At 68.7% G+C, this 19,595-nt stretch carries 15 protein-coding genes and 3 pseudogenes; 1 reads left to right on the top strand and 17 read right to left on the bottom strand.

The annotated features are described in order from the left end of the window. Nucleotides 1-57: 57 nt before the first annotated feature. The 17 genes and pseudogenes from ACZ68L_RS38065 to ACZ68L_RS37985 all read right to left on the bottom strand — a co-directional run. Entirely contained in the window at nucleotides 58-1,485 is a 1,428-nt protein-coding gene (locus tag ACZ68L_RS38065; protein ID WP_469587014.1) for an RtcB family protein, read from the bottom strand. 5 nt (nucleotides 1,486-1,490) lie between these two features. After that, nucleotides 1,491-2,474: a CapA family protein gene (locus tag ACZ68L_RS38060; RefSeq protein WP_469587012.1), complete on the bottom strand. Its 984-nt coding sequence runs from the start codon at nucleotides 2,472-2,474 to the stop codon at nucleotides 1,491-1,493. A gap of 26 nt (nucleotides 2,475-2,500) precedes the next feature. Continuing rightward, the gene (locus ACZ68L_RS38055; RefSeq protein ID WP_469587010.1) at nucleotides 2,501-2,908 is read right to left on the bottom strand and encodes an archease; all 408 of its coding nucleotides are present in this window, start codon (nucleotides 2,906-2,908) and stop codon (nucleotides 2,501-2,503) included. Nucleotides 2,909-3,461: 553 nt separating this feature from the next. Beyond that, the gene (locus ACZ68L_RS38050; RefSeq protein WP_469587007.1) at nucleotides 3,462-4,226 is read right to left on the bottom strand and encodes an ABC transporter ATP-binding protein; all 765 of its coding nucleotides are present in this window, start codon (nucleotides 4,224-4,226) and stop codon (nucleotides 3,462-3,464) included. Further along, nucleotides 4,223-5,023 (bottom strand): ATP-binding cassette domain-containing protein, encoded by an 801-nt coding sequence (locus ACZ68L_RS38045; protein WP_469587005.1) that lies wholly within the window; start codon nucleotides 5,021-5,023, stop codon nucleotides 4,223-4,225. Before ACZ68L_RS38045 ends, ACZ68L_RS38050 begins: the two co-directional genes overlap by 4 nt. Next, entirely contained in the window at nucleotides 5,020-5,847 is an 828-nt protein-coding gene (locus ACZ68L_RS38040) for an ABC transporter permease (RefSeq protein WP_469587002.1), read from the bottom strand. Before ACZ68L_RS38040 ends, ACZ68L_RS38045 begins: the two co-directional genes overlap by 4 nt. Beyond that, nucleotides 5,844-6,809: an ABC transporter permease gene (locus ACZ68L_RS38035; protein WP_469587000.1), complete on the bottom strand. Its 966-nt coding sequence runs from the start codon at nucleotides 6,807-6,809 to the stop codon at nucleotides 5,844-5,846. The genes ACZ68L_RS38040 and ACZ68L_RS38035 overlap by 4 nt, the downstream gene beginning before the upstream one ends. Continuing rightward, entirely contained in the window at nucleotides 6,809-8,326 is a 1,518-nt protein-coding gene (locus ACZ68L_RS38030) for an ABC transporter substrate-binding protein (protein WP_469586996.1), read from the bottom strand. Before ACZ68L_RS38030 ends, ACZ68L_RS38035 begins: the two co-directional genes overlap by 1 nt. 47 nt (nucleotides 8,327-8,373) lie before the next feature. Next, a complete protein-coding gene (locus ACZ68L_RS38025; RefSeq protein ID WP_469586993.1) occupies nucleotides 8,374-9,114 on the bottom strand; it encodes a DUF1684 domain-containing protein in 741 nt (246 codons plus the stop codon). A gap of 1,633 nt (nucleotides 9,115-10,747) precedes the next feature. Beyond that, nucleotides 10,748-11,008 carry a hypothetical protein gene (locus tag ACZ68L_RS38020; RefSeq protein ID WP_469586990.1) on the bottom strand — a complete coding sequence of 87 codons (261 nt, stop codon included), beginning with the start codon at nucleotides 11,006-11,008 and terminating at the stop codon, nucleotides 10,748-10,750. A gap of 551 nt (nucleotides 11,009-11,559) precedes the next feature. Beyond that, nucleotides 11,560-12,378, bottom strand: a pseudogene (locus tag ACZ68L_RS38015) (IS5 family transposase). 146 nt (nucleotides 12,379-12,524) lie between these two features. Then, entirely contained in the window at nucleotides 12,525-12,971 is a 447-nt protein-coding gene (locus tag ACZ68L_RS38010; protein WP_469586987.1) for an AMP-binding protein, read from the bottom strand. Between the two features lie 35 nt (nucleotides 12,972-13,006). Next, complete coding sequence (locus tag ACZ68L_RS38005) at nucleotides 13,007-13,729, bottom strand: maleylpyruvate isomerase family mycothiol-dependent enzyme (RefSeq protein ID WP_469586984.1); 723 nt, start codon at nucleotides 13,727-13,729, stop codon at nucleotides 13,007-13,009. Nucleotides 13,730-14,273: 544 nt separating this feature from the next. Then, nucleotides 14,274-15,530 carry a M20 family metallopeptidase gene (locus ACZ68L_RS38000; protein WP_469586979.1) on the bottom strand — a complete coding sequence of 419 codons (1,257 nt, stop codon included), beginning with the start codon at nucleotides 15,528-15,530 and terminating at the stop codon, nucleotides 14,274-14,276. Further along, nucleotides 15,527-16,282 carry a trimeric intracellular cation channel family protein gene (locus ACZ68L_RS37995; RefSeq protein WP_469586976.1) on the bottom strand — a complete coding sequence of 252 codons (756 nt, stop codon included), beginning with the start codon at nucleotides 16,280-16,282 and terminating at the stop codon, nucleotides 15,527-15,529. The genes ACZ68L_RS38000 and ACZ68L_RS37995 overlap by 4 nt, the downstream gene beginning before the upstream one ends. A gap of 275 nt (nucleotides 16,283-16,557) precedes the next feature. Further along, complete coding sequence (locus tag ACZ68L_RS37990; protein ID WP_469587060.1) at nucleotides 16,558-17,727, bottom strand: site-2 protease family protein; 1,170 nt, start codon at nucleotides 17,725-17,727, stop codon at nucleotides 16,558-16,560. A 281-nt stretch (nucleotides 17,728-18,008) separates the two neighbouring features. Continuing rightward, a pseudogene (locus ACZ68L_RS37985) lies at nucleotides 18,009-18,167 on the bottom strand (helix-turn-helix domain-containing protein); the annotation flags it as partial. 92 nt (nucleotides 18,168-18,259) lie between these two features. Here ACZ68L_RS37985 and ACZ68L_RS37980 point away from each other — a divergent pair. After that, nucleotides 18,260-19,391 (top strand): annotated as a pseudogene (locus ACZ68L_RS37980) (IS701 family transposase); the annotation flags it as partial. Nucleotides 19,392-19,595: the final 204 nt, after the last annotated feature.

Genomic DNA, 19,595 nt, shown 5'->3' with positions numbered 1-19,595 from the left:
CCGCACGGACGAGGTCCGCCGGGGAAGCCGTGCCGGTCGCTCTCGCTTCGTACCGCCTCATCCCTTGACCACTCCCAGCGGCACCAGTCGGGCGACCAGCCGGGCGAGTCCGGCGCCCTCGGTGACGGCGACGACCGCGTCGACGTCCTTGTACGCCTGCGGCGCCTCCTCAGCGAGACCGCGCCATGAGGAGGGCCGCACGGCGATGCCCCGGGCCTCCAGCTCGCCGCGAAGTTGCTCCCCACGCACCATGCGCAGCGCGTGGTGGCGGCTCCAGACCCGGCCGGCGCCGTGGCATGCGGAGCGGAAGGCGTCGTTGCCGGGCAGGCCGACCATCACGTACGAGGCAGTTCCCATCGTCCCGGGGACCAGTACCGGCTGGCCCGTGTGGACGAGGTCCTGGGGCAGGCTCGGATCACCGGGCGGCAGCGCCCGCGTCGCGCCCTTGCGGTGGACGCACAGCCGACGTGCCACGCCGTCCACTTCGTGGGTCTCGAGTTTGGCGGTGTTGTGCGAGATGTCGTAGATCAACTCCAGACCGACTCCCGCAGCGGTCGCGAAGGCGCGGCGGGTGGCTTCCGACAGCAGCTGGCGGTTGGCCCGGCCGTAGTTGGCGGCCGCTGCCATCGCCCCGAGATAGGCGCGGCCCCGCGGCGAGTCGACCGGGGTACAGGCCAGCTGCCGGTCCGGGACCTGGATGCGGTGCCGGTGCAGTTCCTGGTCCATCACGCGGACGTGGTCGGTGCACACCTGGTGTCCCAGGCCGCGCGAGCCGCAGTGGATCATGACGCACACCTGGCCCACCCGCAGCCCGAAGGCCGCTGCGGTGGCCGAGTCGTAGACCTGGTCCACCGCCTGGACCTCCAGGAAATGGTTGCCCGAGCCGAGACTTCCCACCTGGTGGAGGCCGCGCTCGACGGCGCGCGCACTCACCTGCCCCGGGGCCGCGCCCTCCAGGACGCCGTAGTCCTCGCAGCGCGTGAGGTCGCGGGGCACACCGTGGCCGTGTTCGACCGCGTACCGAGCGCCGCCGACCAGCAGCTCGTCCATCTCCCCGGCCCCCGACAGCCTCCACAGGCCGCCGCGCCCCATACCGCGCGGGATGGTGCTGTCGAGGATGTCCATCAGTCGCCGCATCCGGTCGTGGCCGAGCGCCTCGCGGTCGATGCCGGCGGCCAGCAGCCGTACGCCGCAGGAGATGTCGAACCCCACGCCGCCGGGCGAGATGACCCCGCCGTGGGAGATGTCGGTGGCGGCCACCCCTCCGATCGGGAAGCCGTAGCCCCAGTGGACGTCGGGCATGGCGAAGGAGGCGTGGACGATGCCGGGCAGCGTCGCCACGTTCGCCACCTGCTCCAGCGCCTTGTCCCCCGCCGCCTGCGGCAGCAGCGCCCGCGAGGCGAACACGACCCCGGGGACACGCATCGGCTCCCGCTGCTCGATCCGGAAGCGGTACGGGCTGCTCTCCACCAGTGCGATCTCCACGTCCCTCACCTCCAGTCGACTGTCAGCCATCCGGTCCGATCGGCGACGGTGGTACCGAACTCGGCACAGGCTGTGGTGAGCCGCTCGCGGATCCACGCCCGGTCCTCACCGCGCGCCAGGCGGGTGCGGCAGTAGTCCAGGGCCAGTGGCACCGCCTCCACCCGGGCAGGAACCAGGTGCGCGGCATCCGGGCCGTCCAGGGTCACCAGGAAGAGGAGCCCGAGGTCGTTGCGCAGGACCGGGTCGACGGCGTAGTCGTCGACGAAGTCGCCCAAGTCGTAGAGGATCCGGTCGGCGATCCCGTGGAAGACATGGGCGGAGTGCCCGGCGACCAGCGTCGCGCCGGCCGCCAGCAGCTCCGGGGCCGCGGCCGAGACGCGGCGCGGCGGCCGGGAGGTCATGTTGGGGCCCCAGTGCGGGGTGACCAGCACGACGTCCGCCGCCGCGGCGGCGCGGCCCACCGACTCCCTCAGCCAGTCGGGCACCCCCGCGTGGAGATCGGCCCAGGCCACGCCGGGGCTGCTCTCCCCTGCCGCGTACTCCTCCGGGTCGTCCGTGACGCCCACCACCGCCAGCCGCACACCGCCCGCCTCCAGCACCGCGAACTCCCGGGCCGCGCGCTCGTTCGCCCCGGCGCCGACCGTGTGGACGCCCGCCCCGCCCAGCAGGGTGCGGGTGTCGGCCATGGCGTCGGACCCGTAGTCCAGGGCGTGGTTGTTGGCGAGCGTCACACAGTTCACCCCCAGGTCTGCCAGCACCTGCGCGGCGACGGCGGGCGCCCGGAAGAAGAATGCCTTTCGCGGGTCGGGCCAGCGGTGCCCTCGGTCGGAGATGCAGCACTCCAGATTGAGCACGAAGAGATCCGCCTCCGCGAGCGCCTTCCTGACCCCCGTGGAGACCAGCGTCCCCGGCACCGGCGAGCGGCGCAGTTCCGCGGCGACGTTGCGTCCGAGCATGGTGTCGCCTGCCAGAGCCACCGTGAGCGCCATGATCCCGTCCCTTCCCTGCCCCGCCCTCAGACGTCGAGGGTCACCCGGCAGGTCCAGCCGCCAGGGCCGCCCCGCAGTTGCAGGTCGTGCAGCGAAACGGCTTTCGGCACCGCACCGACTGCGACGGCGGTACCGGCGTCGGCCATTCGGAAGCGGACCGACAGGCACCGGCCGTCCACCGCCGGTCGGATCGCCCCCACCTCCACATCGAGTGGGATCTCGCCGTGGGCATCCATCCGGTAGACAACCTCCTCCAGGACGGACACCAGCAGATCCTCGTCGGATTCCGCCGTGATCACGTGTTCGTGGTCCCCGGCAACTGCGGCCCCGGACGTGTCGGCGAAACCCTCCACCATCGCGCGCACAGCCTCACCGATGCAGCCCGCGGCCGTCGGCGACCATGCCTCCACCCGCATGTCCGCGGTGTGTGGCACAGCCCGGTGACCACTCGCGCCAGGCTGCTTCTCCGTAGGTTCCCGACCGTCCACGGTCGGCGCCTCTCCGTCGTCTGCGTATGCACAGCCTGAGGCCGAGTTCCGCAGGCTGCGCCTCCTCCAGAGTCGTCCCATACACCGCTCCTCGGCAACCCGCACGAGGCACGACCACTCGTCGGGGCTGTCCCGACCGCCCGAGGAGCCGGCCCACACCATGCACAGCCGCCTCCTCGGCAGACGCGGCGGGCCGGCAGCGAGGGCACCCGAGGGGCACCCACGGGTGGGGCGGCGGTACGCCGACGGCCTGGCCGGCCTGGCTCGTGATCACGGTGTTGCGTGCCTCGGCGCACCGCTCTCGGGAGGTCGGCTCCCACCCGGCAGGGCGAGCTTGTCCGGTTGGTGGCCGGCTTCAAGGACGTCCATCAGCAGGCGCGTCGCCTGTTCGACGATCTCGGCTCGTCCGTGCTCCACATCGAAGCAGGCGTCCCCGCGGCGCCGACGACGGCGTTCGTCTCGGCTGCGCCAGCGTCTCCGGCGGGCACGCGGCCACCGGTCAAACGGGCAGCCGGGGCACGCTTTCGACGAGCCGACGCGTGTACGGGTGCGCGGGAGCCCCCAGCACCTGTGCGGTTTCGCCCTGTTCGACAATGCGGCCGTTCTCCAGGACGGCGGTGCGTTGGCACAGCGAGGCGACCACCGACAGGTCGTGGGAGACCATGACGAGAGTCAGGCCCTGCTCCTGCTTCAACTCGTTCAGCAGGTCCACGACCTTGACGCGGGTCGTGACGTCGAGAGCGCTGACGGGCTCGTCGGCGAGCAGCACCCGCGGGTCGCACACGGTCGCGCGGGCGATCGCGATGCGCTGGCGCTGGCCGCCGGAGAATTCGTGTGGATAGCGCTCCGCGGCGTCGGCCGGGAGTCCGACCCGCTCCAGGGCGTCGGCCACCTTGGGCACGGCGGTGACCCGGTTGTCGATGCCGAGGGAACGCAGCGGTTCGGACACGATGCTGCCGACGCGCTGACGCGGGTCCAGCGACGAGTACGGGTCCTGGAAGACGCACTGCACACTGCGCCGGAAACGCCGCGTCTGCTTGCTGTCGCGTGGTTTCAGCTCCTCGCCGTCGAACAGGACGGTGCCGGAGGTCGCGCGGGCGAGTCCCAGCAGCAGCCGCAGCAGAGTGGTCTTGCCCGCGCCCGATTCGCCGACGAGGGCAAGGCTCTGCCCGGTCTCGACGGTGAGGGAGATGTCCTCGACGACGGGGGCGGTGTGTCCTCGGTAGCTGAAGGAGGCTCCGTTCAGCTCCAGTACCGGCGTCATCGCGCGCTCCTCAGGTCCAAAGCTGATTCCAGCTGTCGCGCACTTGCCACCAGCGCCTTGGTGTACTCCTCACGCGGGGTCCGCACGATCCCGTGGACATCGCCCTCCTCCACGGCGCGGCCGTCCTTCATGACCAGGACACGGTCGGCGACCTTCGAGACGACCGCGAGGTCGTGGCTGACGAAGAGGACGGCCATGTCCCGTTCCCGTACGAGCGTGTCGATCAGGTCGAGCATCTCGGACTGCACGGTGACGTCGAGGGCGGTGGTCGGTTCGTCCGCAATGAGCAGCTTCGGGGCGCAGGCCAGTGCCATGGCGAGCGCGATCCGCTGGCGCTGTCCGCCGGAGATTTCGTGCGGGAAGGCGCGGGCGATGCGGCCGGGTTCGGGCAGCCGCACCTGCTCCAGCGCTTCCACGACAGACCGCTTCAGTTCGGCGCCCTTCAGCCCTCGCCTTCTGCTCAGCGGTTCGGCGATCTGCCGGCCGACGCGCATCAGCGGGTCGAGTGCGGTGAGCGGCTCCTGGAAGACGATGGCGACGTCCTGGCCGCGTACACCCGTGAGCTGTTTCTCGGTGGCGCCCACGATCTGGGTGCCGGCGAGCTCGGCGCTGCCGGTGGCCGTCATGCCGTCCGGCAGCAGGCCGAGCACGGCAAGGGTGGTCAGCGATTTCCCGGAGCCCGACTCTCCGATGAGGCCGAGGCGTTCGCCAGGGGCCATGTTCAGCGAGAGCCCGTCGACGAGGATGCGTCCGTCAGCCGTACGGATCGTGAGGTCGCGAACGTCGAGGATGCTCATGCGCGCCTCCGCCGGGCCGCAGGGTCGAGGGTGTCTCGCAGTCCGTCGGCCATGAGGTTCACGCCGATGACGAGCAGGACGAGAAGGATGCCGGGGGCCAGCGCACCTGCCGGGGCCGTGGTGAACGTCGCCTGCGCTTCTTGGAGCATGCGGCCCCACGAGGCGTTGGGCGGCGGCGCTCCCAGGCCCAGGTAGGACAGGCCGGCCTCGGCCAGCACCGCGAGCCCGAACTGGAGGGCCAGGTTCACCACGAGCGTGGGCCAGATGTTGGGCAGCACGTGCCCGGCCACGACCCGCGGCCACGACGTGCCCGAGGTACGGGCGGCCGTGATGTAGTCCTGCGCGAGGACCCGCTTGACCAGGATCCGCACCAGCCGTGCCACGACCGCGCTCTGCGCGAGGCCGATCGCCAGCACGGCGGACCCCAGCGTGGCCGAGCGGGCGGTGACGATGAGCATCGCCAGCAGCAGCGTCGGGAAGGCGATCAGGATGTCGAGGAACGCCGAGAGCGTGTCGTCGAGCCAGCCCTGCGCGAACGCGGCCAGCACGCCCAGCGTGCCGCCGAGGGTGGCCGCGATGAGGACCGATCCCAGGCCCGCTTCGAAGGCGATACGGGAGCCGGTCATCAGCTGGGTGAACAGATCGCGGCCGAGCTTGTCGGTACCGAGCAGATGGCCCGCACCGGGGCCCGTGAGCCGTCCGCCGGATGTGTCGTCGGCGGCGTACGGGAGCCAGAAGACGGAGACCAGCGCGAGCACGGCGATCAGGCCGACCAGGACGCATCCGACGGTCAAGGTGTACGAGCGCTTCGTCGACTGCTTCATCGGGCACCTCCCGAGAGCCTGCCGCGCAGCCGCGGATCGATGATCCGCTGTGCGAAGTCGGCCGCGAAGCCGATGATCAGCACCGCGAGCGTGGACACGAACAGCACACCCTGAATCACCGGATAGTCGTGCTGCGCGATGCCGGTCGCGAGCAGGGAGCCGAGGCCCGGGAGCGCGTACACGGACTCCACGACCACCGCGCCCAGCAGCGTGGACGCAAGCTCGATGCCGAGGATCGAGATCACTGGTACAGAGGCGTTGCGCAGCCCGTGCCGCCACATGGCCTGTCCGAACGACGAGCCCATGGCCCGCGCAGTGCGCAGATAGTCGCTGCCCAGCACGTCGAGTGTGGCCGACCTGACGTAGCGGATCAGCGAGGCGCTCATCACGAGCGCGATCGTGATGACGGGCAGGGCGAGTGAGCGGATCGCCTCGGCCGGCTGTGACCAGCCGTCCTGCGGGAATCCGCCCGCGGGAAGCCAGCCGGCGTTCAGGGCGAAGACGGCTATGAGGATCATGCCGAGCCAGAACACGGGGACCGCGATGCCCAGTTGGGACACTCCGTTGAGCAATGCGCCGTACCAGGTCCGACGTCGGTGTGCCGCTACGAAGCCGACCGGAACGGCGATGAGCACCGCCAGGACGAAGGCTGACAGTGTGAGCGGGATGGTGACGTTAAGCCGGGAGCCGATCTCGGGGCCGACCGGCAGCGAGCTGACGAACGACGTACCGAGGTCCCCGCTCGCCAACTGCCCGATCCAGTGGATGAACTGCTCGGGAAGAGGTTTGTCGGAGCCGATGGAGTGCCGCGCCGCCGCGATCTGCTCGGGGTCGGCGCCCACGGAGGTGAGCGCGTTGGCGGGGTCGCCCGGCAGCATGCGCAGCAGCGCGAACAGGACCACGCTCGCGAGCGCCAGCGACACCAGCAGGAAGGCGAGACGGCGCAGGAGATACCGGCCCATCAGCCCTTCTTGATGTCGTAGGCGAAGAACTGGGAGTTGAGGCCATTGACCGGGTAGCCGGACAGCTTGCTGCTGGCCACGACGATCTGCGGGTACAGGTACAGCCAGTCGCTGGCCGCGTCCTCGGCGGTCTTGCGGTTGACCTTCTTCAGGAGTTCGGTCTGCTCAGCGGTGCTGGACGCCTGCTCGGCCTCCTCGACCCACTGGGTGACCTGCTTGTTGTCGTAGCCCCAGTAGAAGTCCGGGTTGCCGTACCAGACCAGGTCGCGGTCGTTGACGTGTTCCTGGAGCGTGGCCGTGAAGTCGTGGTTCTTGTAGACCTTCGTGTACCACTCGTCCGGCGTGATCGTGTTGATCTCGACGGTGATGCCGACCTTGGCGAGCTGCGACTTGATGAAGGTCGCGGCGGTCGGGTGCGGGTCGTAGTTCGGGGTGTCGAGGGTGAAGCTGAAGCCGTTCTTGTATCCGGCCTCGGCGAGCAGCTTCTTGGCGCGCGCGGTGTCGTAGCCATTGACCTTGGTGAGGTCCTCGTACCACGGGTCGGTGGGCGGCACCATGGAGCCGATCTGCTTGCCGTAGCCGCCCCAGACCGACTCCAGCAGCTTCTTGTCGTCGATGGCGGCGGAGACGGCCTGGCGGACCTTCACATCGGTGAAGGGCTTGGCCTTGTCATTGAAGGCGAGCAACAGCTTGGTCGTCGAGTTGCCGTCGTTGACCTTGTAGTTCTGATTGCTCTTGAACTGGTCGAGGGCGTCGGGCGACTGCTCGCTCGTGACGATGTCCACCGCGTTGGTCAGGAGCGCGTTGTTCAGCGCCGTGGCGTCCTTGTAGTAGTGGAAGACGACCTGCTTGTTGGCGGCCGCGTCGCCCCAGTAGCCGGCGAACCGGTCGAGGCTGAGAGCGGAGCCGCGGGTCCACTTGTTCAGCGCGTACGGGCCGGTGCCGTCCTCGCTCGTCTTGAGGTTCTTCGCCTGGGAATTGACGATCCATACGTAGGAGAGGTTGTAGACGAAGGAGATCGACTTCTTCGACAGCCGGACTTCCACCGTGCGCGCATCAGGCGTCCCGACGGACTTGATGACTTCGAGGCTGCTCTTGCGCGCGGACTGCGAGTCCTTCGCGATCACCTTCTCCAGGCTGTACTTGACATCCTGACTGGTGAGCTTCTTGCCACTGTGGAACTTCACACCGTCGCGCAGGGTGAAGGTGTACGTGAGTCCGTCGCCGCTGACCTTGTAGTCCTGGGCGAGCAGGTTTTCGACCTTGCCCTCGTCGGTGAGCTTGAACAGCCCTTCGTACACGTTGCCGTTGAGCGCCTCGGTGCCGCCCTGACCGCCGCCGGCGGTGTTGTCGAGATTCTGCGGCTCGTAGAGCGAGCCGATGTTGACTGTGGCGTTCTTGTCGTTCGCCCCTCCGGCTGCGCTGCCCGCGTGGGAGCCCCCGCCGCAGGCGGTGAGGGTCAGGGCGAGGGCGGCGGCGGTGGCTCCGCCGTACAGGGAAGTCTTCTTGATGCTCATGAGGAGTACGCGCTTTCGTGCTTCGAGGCGGAGGAGTGCGGGGTTGATCAGTGCTGCGCGGCGAAGCCGTCGCGGAAGACAGGCCGCTTCTCTCCGGCCTCTACGGGCAGGTGGAGACGGTTCTGCCGCGGCGGCATCGGACAGTTGTACTGGTCGGAGAATCCGCAGGGCGGCACGAAGGCACGGTTGAAGTCGAGCAGGACACGGCCCTCGCCGGTGTGGGTGACGAAGAGGAAGCGCCCGGCACCGTAGGTGATGTCGCCGTTGGTGGGGTCACCGAAGACGAGCAGCAGCGTGCCGTCGTCATCGAAGGCGCTCAGCGTGTAGTCCCGGCCGTCCAGGGTGAGCTCGATGTCTCCCGGCACGGCGAGGTCCCGGGTGCCGCCGTTGTCCCGGATGTGCTCGAACCCGACCCGCCTGGCGCCTGGCACCGGGGTGTACGAGGCCTCCAGCACCCAGGCCGGGTCGTACGGGAAGACATCGGTGCGATCGAAGTTCTGGATCGCGGGGGACCGTGCGTCCCAGAATCGGAGACCGTACTCGGGCTCGCCGGTGACGAAGTCGGTCCGCTCGACTGTGGTGACGATCACAGAATCCGGCTGTCCGGCTCGGGCCGCATCGAGGTCGGGGCGCTCACCCGCCGGGGCCCAGCGGGTCTCGACGAGAGCGAGATTCCCGGCGGCCGAGGTAACGGAGCGCCGCCGCTCGGCGCGCCACGCCTCCCAGTCCCCCGCGGGCTCGGTCGGCTGGTCAGGTACTACGGCGGCGTGGGACACGGCATTACTCATTCACGTAGACGTGCGGTGACTGCCACGCCTCGATCATCACGTTGCGTGAACCTCAACCCAAAGGACCTTCTTTATCTTCCATAAGGCGAACTAATGTCAAATTTGACTGGATAGTGAGACCGGGGCGGTGCGGCAGGCCCGAGCCGGCGGCAGCCCTCAGCCGAGCCGTGCGAGGCCCGACCACAGCCTGCACCGGACGGGGCGGAGGGAGCCTGTTCAGCCGTACGCGTACGGCTGGATGGCGGGCACGTACGGCTGAACAGGGCTACCGAGGCCCGGCGTGAGCGCCAGGTCGACCAGTGTTCGCACCGGTGCATCCACCACGTGCGGCCCGATACTGGCAGGCGGCGAGCGTGCGCGCGGATCTTGACGAGGCGCCCGGCACCTCATTCACGGGGCGGCTCTGCCCTGGCGACAAAGGCTCCGGCACGGGCAACCAGCTCCGGGACACCCAGGGTGCCGACCCACGAATCGGTCCGGGCCGGGCCGGACTCCACCATTCCCGGCGGGCAGTTACTGGCAACTGTGAGCGGCAGATGGCGGGCGGTCGGACTGACGAGCGCCGCCGCGCCCGGCGGCCTCTCAGGTGCGCGACGACTTGACTGCGCACTCCATCCGTCGACAGGCCACGTGCCGAAGGCGACATTCGCGGGCTCGATCCCCGCCGGCCTGAGGGCCGTCTGCTTCGCTGCAGGCGCGGCCTGTTGCTCAGGATGCCATGTCGGTTGTGCCTCCTCTGCGCGCCGGACGAGCCTCTCTGATGGTGAAGGCACCAGCGGCCACTGTGGCACCGAGTGGCAGGATCGGGAGCAGCACGGCGATGCCCCATGAAATGAGGCTTGTGTCCACCGGTTCGTAGCCGCCCCAGGGTTTCTGTGCAGCCCGAATGATCTCGCCCTTCTTTCCGTCGTACTGAACCTTGACCGCGTGCCGGCCCGTGGTGTCCAACTGCGGGCCGCTGCATACGGTGTGGCTTCCGCCGCGTCCTCCCCCTTCGAGGTGGCACTCTGCTACCCGAAACCTCACAGTGGTCCCAGCAGGTCCAGCTGTGCGCGGCCCGAAATCACCGTCCACGCTGTCGCTGCGCGCACAACAGAATGATCACGCTGTAGCCGACAATTGCGAGTCCCCGCCCCTTTGTCATATGCCCAAGCATGCCGGTTCCGGGACCGGTGCGGCTGGTCAGGTGAGCTCCCCCGGCTCGGCGGCAGATGCCGGCATGCGGGTTCGTTTCCTCCGGTTCTGCGCCGCCCACCGGGGCCCAGGCGCCCGGTGCAGAGATGCCCTCCCGGTCGTCTTGGCCGTCCCGCAGTCGCACCAGCACCTGTCCGGCCCCGTGTCCGGAACATGTAGCGGACGTCGTAGTGAGTGCGGGCCGGCGCGTTCGTCGCCGACCGGAACTCGATCGTGTGGACTTCGATGTGCACCGGTTGCCGGTCGCCCTACGGCTCAAGAACGGTGATGCCTGCCTCCTCGGCGACCTCGCGCCGCGTGGCGCGAGGCAGCGAGGCGCGAGGCGCGAGGCGCGAGGCAGCGTCCCATCCAGTCCTTCGAGAGTTCTTGTGCGGCCTGCCTCAGCTCCTCACCCTCGCCGCACCCCAAGACCGCACGATGCCCCGGCCCGCGCACTCGCTCACTTCGGGCTGCGTTTGACGTGTTCAGTCAGGTCGCCGACCGCACTGCCGAGTTTCTGCACGGTGTCGGTGAGGGAGGTCAGGGCAGACTTGATGCCGATTGCCGCGGCTGCGTAGTTGTCCATCTCGGCTGTGTGCTCAAGCCGTGCCCACACGGCGGCTTCCGTCACCAGCGCGTTGCGCTGGGGGCTGGCGACAGGGTGCTGTGATGCCTGGACAAGTAGTTCGCGGGCCTTCTGGCCGGGGGCGCTGTCGGTCATGGACTGAATCACTCCAGCGGCGCGAGGGTGCTTACGGAATGCGGCGAATTCAGTGTCAGCCAGACGGGAAGAATTGTCTCGGGCGGGGTGGCGCACGGACGCGGCCCAGCTACCACTCATGGTGGGGGCCACGCCATGGCTCGGGTTGCCCGTAAAGGCTATTCGTGGGCGATCCTGCCGCGCTGTCGAGCCGAACTGATGCCCGGGAGAAACATGTTGATCCCGCAGCGCGCCGAGGGTCTGGTGAGGGCGCAGCACACTTCGAGGCGTCTTGAAATCGTGTGTGTGAGATTCACCCGTTCAGGTGTATCCCGTTGGATTTTTCGCACGAGGGGCGATCGTCGGCTGGATAGTGAGGACGCTGCAGGATATCTGAGGTCGGATTCGGGTCGGGAATGTGGCGGCCGGTCATTCCTGAATTCCTTTTGCGTCATCCGACGAGTCATGACCGAAAGAAAGGTGGAGGACCTGTGCGCATGGCAGCAACCAATCAGATCAAACTCAATATCGCGTAACCCGGAAAGAGCGGATATTCCGGCTAAGAGGATGTCTCACGTGGTGAGCTTTGCGAGTTTCTTGTAGCAGGTGAGGGCTGCGGCGAGGCCGAGGAAGGCGAGGAAGTGGTTGCCTTTTCGCTCGTACCGGACGGTGAGGCGGCGGTAGCCGACGCGCCAGGCGATCGACCGCTCGATCTTCCAGCGGTGCCGGCCGAGGCGCTCGCCGGACTCGATGCCGGGCCGGGCGATCCGGGGGACAAGGTTGCGATCGCGGAGCCGGCGCAGGTGTTCCGCGGAGTAATACGCCTTATCCGCACGGACCTTCGCCGGTCGTCTCCGGCAGGGCCCGCGCCGGGAGCGAATGGTGGGTATCCCAAGGAGCAGCGGCTTGAACGCCTGACTGTCATGCAGGTTCGCGCCCGACACCGCCACGGACAGCGGCAGGCCCTGGGCCTCGGACAGCACGTGCAGTTCGCTGCCCTTCTTACCGCGATCGACCGGATTCGGCCCGGTCAGCGAGCCCCCCTCTTTTGCCCGTACCGACGCGGCATCGACGATCGCGGACGACCAGTCCAGCTCACCCCTGGCGCCGAGTTCGTCCAGCACCGCCCGGTGCAGCCTGCGCCACAACCCGGCCTCGGTCCACACGGTGAACCGGCGGTGCGCGGTGGCCGGTGAGACACCGAACGACTCCGGCAGATACCGCCACGCACAGCCGCTCGTCAGCACGTACACCACAGGCGTGAACACCGCCCGCTCGTCCACCGGAGCCGTACCACCGCCCGGTGGACGGGCTGTGAACCTCGGCTACAACGGAGCGGTCAGCTCACACAGTTCCTCCGGTACAAGCCGACGCGACAGATCAGCACCCACGGTCCAACATCATGCCGCATCAGCGAACGACCACATGAGACATCCTCTTAGCCTCAATACCGTTCAGTTAGTGTTTTGGATGGTGATGTGGGGGCTGTGTTCAGGCTGGGGCCAGCGTGTGTGGTGGGAGCGATTCGCGGCCCATTTCAGGACTTTGCGTTTGACGACTCGGGGGTGTGAGCGTTTTCGGCGTGTTGGGTTGAGGTGTTGGGTGAGCCATCGGATGGCGTGACACCAGGTCGCGTCGGCTGCGTCAGTGCCCGGAGGGGGAAAATGCGCTCTGCGCGACTGAACGGCGGGCGATGCGGAGGGCCTTGACGAAGCGTCGGTGTCTCCGCGCGGACCGGCACGAAGGTCAGGCCGCGGACCGAGCAGGCGAACGGCATCGCGAGGGCGTGTGAGGATGTGTCCGCTTCGATGATGACGCGATCGCCGACGTCGAGTCCCAGCTCGGCCAGTTGCTCGGCGAACTCCTGCGTACGGCGCTTGAGATCACGGTAGGTGACGGTGCGCAGGCCGTGCTCAGTGGACTCGACGATCGCCGGGGCCTCGGCGGCGATGCGGGCTTCCGCCAGCATGAAGTCGTGCAGCATTCGGTTCTCTTGGGCGAGTACGGGACAGAGGGATGTCAGATCCAGCGCGGGGCCGGGGGCACCTGCCCGGCCCCGGTGACGCTCAGGCCTTCACCTGTGGTGCGGCCGGTGAGCCAGCCGAGCAGGGCGGCCTGGGGCCCGCTGATCACCGGGGCGGTGTCGTCGGCGGCCGGGCCGCCGAGGTCGTGGGCCATGTCACTGTCGGATGCCTCGATGCGCAGCGTGGGCACACCGTCCCGGCGGGCGAATTCGGCGGCCATGTCGTCGATGATCCAGCGGGCGGCGGCGAGCGGCATGTCGGCGAAGTCATAGCCGGCCGCCAAGTCCGCGTGATGTACCTCGAGTTCCCGCAGCCGGATGGGCACCAGCGTGTGCGGGGTGCGCAGCTCGCCGGTGCGCATGAGCACCTTCGCCTGCCAGGCATCCTCGGGCAGCGCCCGGATCGCGGCGGCGAACCGGGCGGCGCCCGCGCTGACGTCGGCGACCAGTTCGGCCATCGGGCGCGCCGCACCTGCCTCGATCTCGGCGGCCCGGGCATCCATGCTCGAGTACTGCGGCGTCTCCACGCCCGTGCGGGCCCAGGTCAGCAGCCGGCAGAGGCTGTCGCCGGCTCGCGCGACATGAGTGATCACGTGACCGCGGGTCCACGGCGGAACCAGGGAGGGCTGACGGATCTGCGCGTCCGACAGCGTCCTGACGGTGGCGAGGAACCGCTCCGTCGATTCGTGGATCGGGTCAAGTATCGCGTTCAACCGCATGTCACACCCCTTGCCTGTTTCTGCTATACGGAATATGTCATCCACATAGTGAGAAGCAAGGGTTGACCTTAAGAGCGGCGTGGGGGGCCGTCAAGCCCGCCGATGCAACCCGCCCACCCTCGCTGGAAGTGGGATTGTTGACGACGGCGCGATCTCGGCCACTCGGAGATTGCCAGGTTGGGCCGTCCCGACGCATGTTGATGATTCCGCAATGCGGACGAAATATTTCGCATTGCAGAATTTCCTGCGGCCGCACAGTGAGGATCGAAGTGCCAGACGCGCGAACGCGGCACCCATTGCCCGACCTCTCCCTCATCCGGGCTTAGCCACCTCATTGGGAGCACAACAGTCTGAAACTGCCCACCCCCCAATGCGCCGTCCACGCCGGTTTCGAACCAGCCGCGCGCAGGTACGCCCGTTGCCGCACCGTGGGCGGAGCGCGAGATTCCGACGAAGAGGGTACGGGCGGAGCGGGCAACCCCTGCCGGCTCCGGCAGGTAGCGACCGCCTCCCCCAACGGCTCGCCGGAGATGACGGGTTGGTGTCAGCTGCCGAACCAGGCCAAGGCCGCCACCGTCATGGCCGTGACGCCGGTGTCCAGGGTGGGCTGGATGACGGGGGCGAACGTCGGACTGTGGTTGACCGGGACGTCCTGGGCGATGGTGCCGTTCTTGGCGGCCTCGGCGTACAGGCCGGCGTCGATGCCTCCGATGCCCCAGTAGGTGAACGGCGCGCCGAACGCTCGGGGGAGCTCGCTCATGTCCTCGCTGGCGGTCTGCAGGTCGATGGTGTGCGCGTCGTCGCCGAAGTGGGCGGCGAACGCCTCGGCAACGCGCCGCGTGGCGTCCTCGTCGTTGACGGTGGGCGGGAAGGCAGCCGTCTTCTCGATCTCGGGCGCCTTCGGCGACCCGGACGCCTCGCACTCCGTCCGGACGATGCGTTCGATCGCCTTCAGGACCTGGCTGCGCGTGGCATCGTCGTAGGTACGGACGTTGAGCTGGATGACGGCGCTGTCGGGGATGATGTTGGGGCCGCTGCCCGCGTGGATGCTGCCCACCGTGACGACGGCGGGGGTGGTGGCGGCGAGTTCCCGGGAGACAATGGTCTGCAGACGCACGACGATCATGGCGGCCATCACCACGGGGTCGACCGCGGCCTGGGGCATGGAGCCGTGCGCCCCTCGACCGTGGACGGTGATGCGCAGGCTGTCCGCAGCCGACAGGAAGGACCCCGGACGGGTGCCGACGTAGCCGGCCGGATAGGGCAGGACATGCTGGGCGAGCACCACGTCGGGCCGGGGCGCCTTTGCTGTGAGCCCGTCGTCGATCATGGCGTGGGCGCCGTCGCCGTTCTCCTCCGAGGGCTGGAAGAGCGCCACGAAGGTACCTCGCCAGGCGTCCTTGGCCTGAGCCATCAGCCGTGCGCAGCCGATCAGAGCGGTCACGTGCACATCGTGCCCACAGGCGTGCATGACAGGCTGCTCGGTGCCGTCCGGACCGGTCAAGGTCACGGTGGAGGCGTAGGGCAGACCGGTCTGCTCGCGTACCGGGAGGGCGTCCATGTCCGCGCGGGCCATGACGGTAGGTCCGTCGCCGTTGACCAGCACGCCGATCACGCCGGTGCCGCCGATGCGTTCGGTGACCTCATAACCGAAGTCCCGCAGGGCGTCGGACGCCTTCTTCGCCGTGCGGTGCTCCCGCAGGCCGAGTTCGGGATGCCTGTGCAGATCCTGGTAGAGGTCCTCAAGGTCCAAGCGGATTTCGGCGAGGCCGGACAGCACGGCATCGGCACAGTCGGTCACGATGACTCCTTGCGCGGGTGGGACCGCTCTTCATTCCCGTTTCGGGCATCGGGATCGGTGCGGCGCCGTAGCGTCGCAGCCAGCTTGGACCGGGACTGCCAGTTCAGGCTGTTGGGCAGGTTCCAGCCCAACCGCACGGCGGTGAGCCGGAAGGCCAGAGCCAGGGCGACGCCCAGGCCGACGCCGATCCCCGGCACGCCGAGGTACACGCAGATCACCGTGACTCCGGCGACCGCGACGGCGACAGTGGCGTACAGACCATTACCGCCGAACACAGCCGGCACCCGACCGAGGACGACATCGCGCAAGGCGCCGCCGCCGACGGCGGTCACGGTGCCCAGCAGGACGGCCGGCAACCAGCCCAGGCCGACAGCCAGCGTCTTGTTCACACCGGTGACCGCCCAGAACCCGATGACCGCGGCGTCGAGCGCGGTGAACAGCCGGCTCCAGGACTCCTCACTCAGCTTGATGAGAAAAACCACCACGGCACCGGCGACAGCGGTCGGCAGGTAGGCGTAGTCGGTCAGCGCGACAGGTGTGCCGTGCTGCAGCAGCACGTCCCTGATCATGCCTCCGCCCAAACCGGAGATGATGCCCACCACCAGGAACCCGAACAGGTCCAGGCCCGCCGTACGGGCCACGGCACCACCCAGCAGCGCGCACGAGAAGACACCTGCAAGGTCGAGATACCGGGTCGCGACCGTGATATCGGCGGGAATCAGGGAAGCCGACGTCACGCACGCGGTGGACACGATGACGAGCCTAGCGACTCCGCCTCTCCGCAGCACCCGGGCCGGACACAGAGCGCGACAGCCGGTACCGACACGCGGCTCGCGCGGCCACCCGTGGGCGAAACTCACGCCTCCGATCCGCGCACGGCCGGCTCTGCAGGTACGCCGATGATCGTCCGAGCCCCATCCGGCGGACAACCACGCCCGAGCCTGATCGAAGAGCTCATCGGGTAGGCCCGGCCTGTGGTGACGTCGAGCATCAGCCGGACGGTTGTGAAGCCGAGGGGCCTCCTTGCCTAAGGACGCACATCTCCGACGGCCTTGCGGGACCCGTGCTCGGTTGGGCCCTTGGCCCTCAGTGTGTGCCGCTGGATCAGCCGTGAAATGTCCTTCGCAGTGACGAACCCCACCAGATGGCCCCCGTCCACAACAAGAATGCGCATGCCACTACCTGGGCGGAGCTTGTCGAGTGCTTCACTCAGAAGATCACCCGGGGCCGCAACCGCGCACTGTGACAGCGGGATCGCCACCTCACGCACGCGCAGCGCCTCCCTGCGCGCTTCCGGTATCCGGGCAAGCTTGCGTATCTGAACGATCCCGCTGGGACGGCCTTCGAAATCGAGCAGCGGCACGGCGGAATGGCTGGAGTTCACCGCCACCTCGTCGATGAAATGCCGGATGGTCAGCCAGTCGGCACCGGTGGTCACCGGGCTGGACATGGCATCGGTGACCTTGACGCCCCGCAGCGCTGTGTGGATCACAGCGCGCTGCCGTTCGGCGCCGGCGACGACCGTGATGAAGAGACCGACGAAGACGAGCCACAGCCCGCCCGGCACCCCGCGCAGGAAAGAGATCCAGCCGAAGGCCATCAGCAGCCCGCCCACGACCTGACCGCTTCGGGAGGCCGCTCGATCCGCGCGTTCCCGGTCTCCGGTACGCCACCACAACAGGGCCTGCACCACCCTTCCGCCGTCGAGCGGCGCAGCGGGAAGCAGATTGAATGCGGCCAGGAACAGGTTCGTCCAGCCGAGCCACACGAGAACGGCGGCGGGCACCACCCAGCCGGACATCGCGTGCAGGCCGATTCCCACTCCGAGCGCCGTGCCCCCAATGGCCACGCTGGTGAGCGGCCCGCTGATCGCCACTGCGAATGCCACCGCGGCTGTCTGCGGTCTCCCCATGCGGGTCATCCCGCCCAGCGCCCACAGCGTCACATCCTGTACCGCGATCTTCTTCCTGCGGGCAGTCGCGGCGTGTGCCGTCTCGTGGAGCAGAAGGCTGCCCATGAGCAGCACGGCCCCCACGGCACTGGCGAAGGTGTAAACCGCATCCGAGCGCCCTGGAGTCCATGCCGGAAGGGTCTGGCGACCAAGGCCGTACGCGAACAGGACCACCAGCAGCGGCACGCTCCAGTGCATCCGCAGTGGTACCCCGACAACTTGTCCGACACGGACTGATCCGTTCATCGTCGTCTCCCGCCGGCTCGGCACCCGGTTCATGGGCAGGACCTCGCGCCCTGACTCCATGAACCGACCAGCACGGCACCCACCCCAATTCTCACTCTCGGAACAAGTCCACGGCATGCCGGGAGCGTCGCTCGCTCGGAGTGGCCGGACGCCGAGAGCCAACGACTCCACCCATATGATTACTCGCCAGTAGAGTCGGAAACCCAGGCCCGCGCGGACAGCCGCCGCCCCCGCCCCAAAGCGGGGAAGATCCAGCAGAACCCCGAGTTGCGGGACTTCTGACGACGCCAGCGCTCCACCGACCGCTCGCTCACCCGCAACGCGGCAGCGATCTCCCGGTTCTTCTCCCCGCCCTCGAAACGGCCGACCGCCTCCAGCCGGATCCGCTCCCGAGCGACCCTCTCCGCGTCGGTCAACCCGCCGCCCTGCGCATATCTCACAGCCCACAACTACCGACCCGACCCACACGCCGTCAGGCGAACGGACCGACATCACCCAATCAAGTTCAGTAGTGCCCTGTGCCTCAAATCCCGAGTCGACGTGGGACCACGAGCGGGTCAACGCCCGCCGGGTGGAACTGCTGCTGGCCGACCCCGCGACCGCGCCGCACCCGGGCGGGGGGCTGTGATCGACGACTCGGGCGGCCGCAAGGACGGCAGGGCGACTGCGTACATCGGACGGCAATGGCTGGGCCGACTGGGCAAGACCGACAACGGCATCGTGACAGTGACCACCTGCTGGGCGGACGAGAACCTTTACTACCCGCTGCACTCTGTGCCCTACAGCCCCGCCCATCACTTCCCCAAGGGCAAGAGCGACCCCGGCTTCCGCACGGAGCTGCAGATCGCCGCCGAACTGGCCCGCAGCGCGAAGGACGCCGGGGTGGTCTTCCGGGCTGTGGCCGCCGACTGCGCGTACGGCGACCAGGACGGCTTCCGCAGGGAACTCGACAAGGCGGGACTGCCGTTCGTGATGGCCCTCAAACCGAGCCACGGTACCTGGGCCTACGGCGTGGACGCCTACACCCCTGTTGACGCCGCCCGCGCCCTGAGCTGGACGAACCCCAAGCATCCCGGGGACTGGACCGCCGTCGAGCGCACCTTCCGCGACGGACACACCGAGACGTGGTGGGCCGCCGACGCCCGCCTGGGCTGGTGGGGGCCGGACGGCCTCACCCGGGCCTCGTCGTGGCCACCACCGACCCGGCCACCCTGCCCGCGCGGACCACCTGGTATCTGGCCACCGACCTGCCCCGCCCCGGCGGCCCCCGTGAGGCCGACCGCCCCGAACCGGCTGCCGACCTGCACGAAGCCGTTCGGATCTACGGCATCAGGCACTGGATCGAGCAGAGCTACAAGCAGATCAAGAACGAACTGGGCTGGGCCGACCTCCAGGTCCGCTCCGATACCACCATCCGCCGCCACCAGACCCTGGCCGCCTTCGCGTTCTCGTTCTGCTGGGACACCTGGTTCGCTCAACGTCCGGACCGGGAGCCTGCCGTTGTCCCCACGGTCCCGCCGGCTGCCACGCCAGTGGGACCGGCTGAGACGGGGCCCAAGCGGAACCCACCAGCCCCAACCGGCCAGCCGGCCTCAGGCGGTCCGCGCCGTCCGGGCCTGGCTCGATCCCTGGACCACCATCCAACGCTGCTGGCGAGCCTGGAGTAGCACACCCCCACCACCCGAACTCCAAGCCCTGATCAATGCCGTCGGCGCACGCCCCTCGCACCGGACGTGACGACGATCCGGCTCATGACCGCCGGGCATCCTGGACGTGGCGGGCCCCTGGGACACCCGATCGGAGCACCGGTGAACTGGTGAAATTCGAGGTGTCACCGCCAGTCGTACGGGCTCCCACGGTGGCAGGCT

The organism is Streptomyces sp. NPDC104309 (assembly GCF_055584025.1).
The sequence above is the reverse complement of the archived record's forward strand: the minus strand, read 5'-3'. Positions and strand labels throughout refer to the sequence as shown.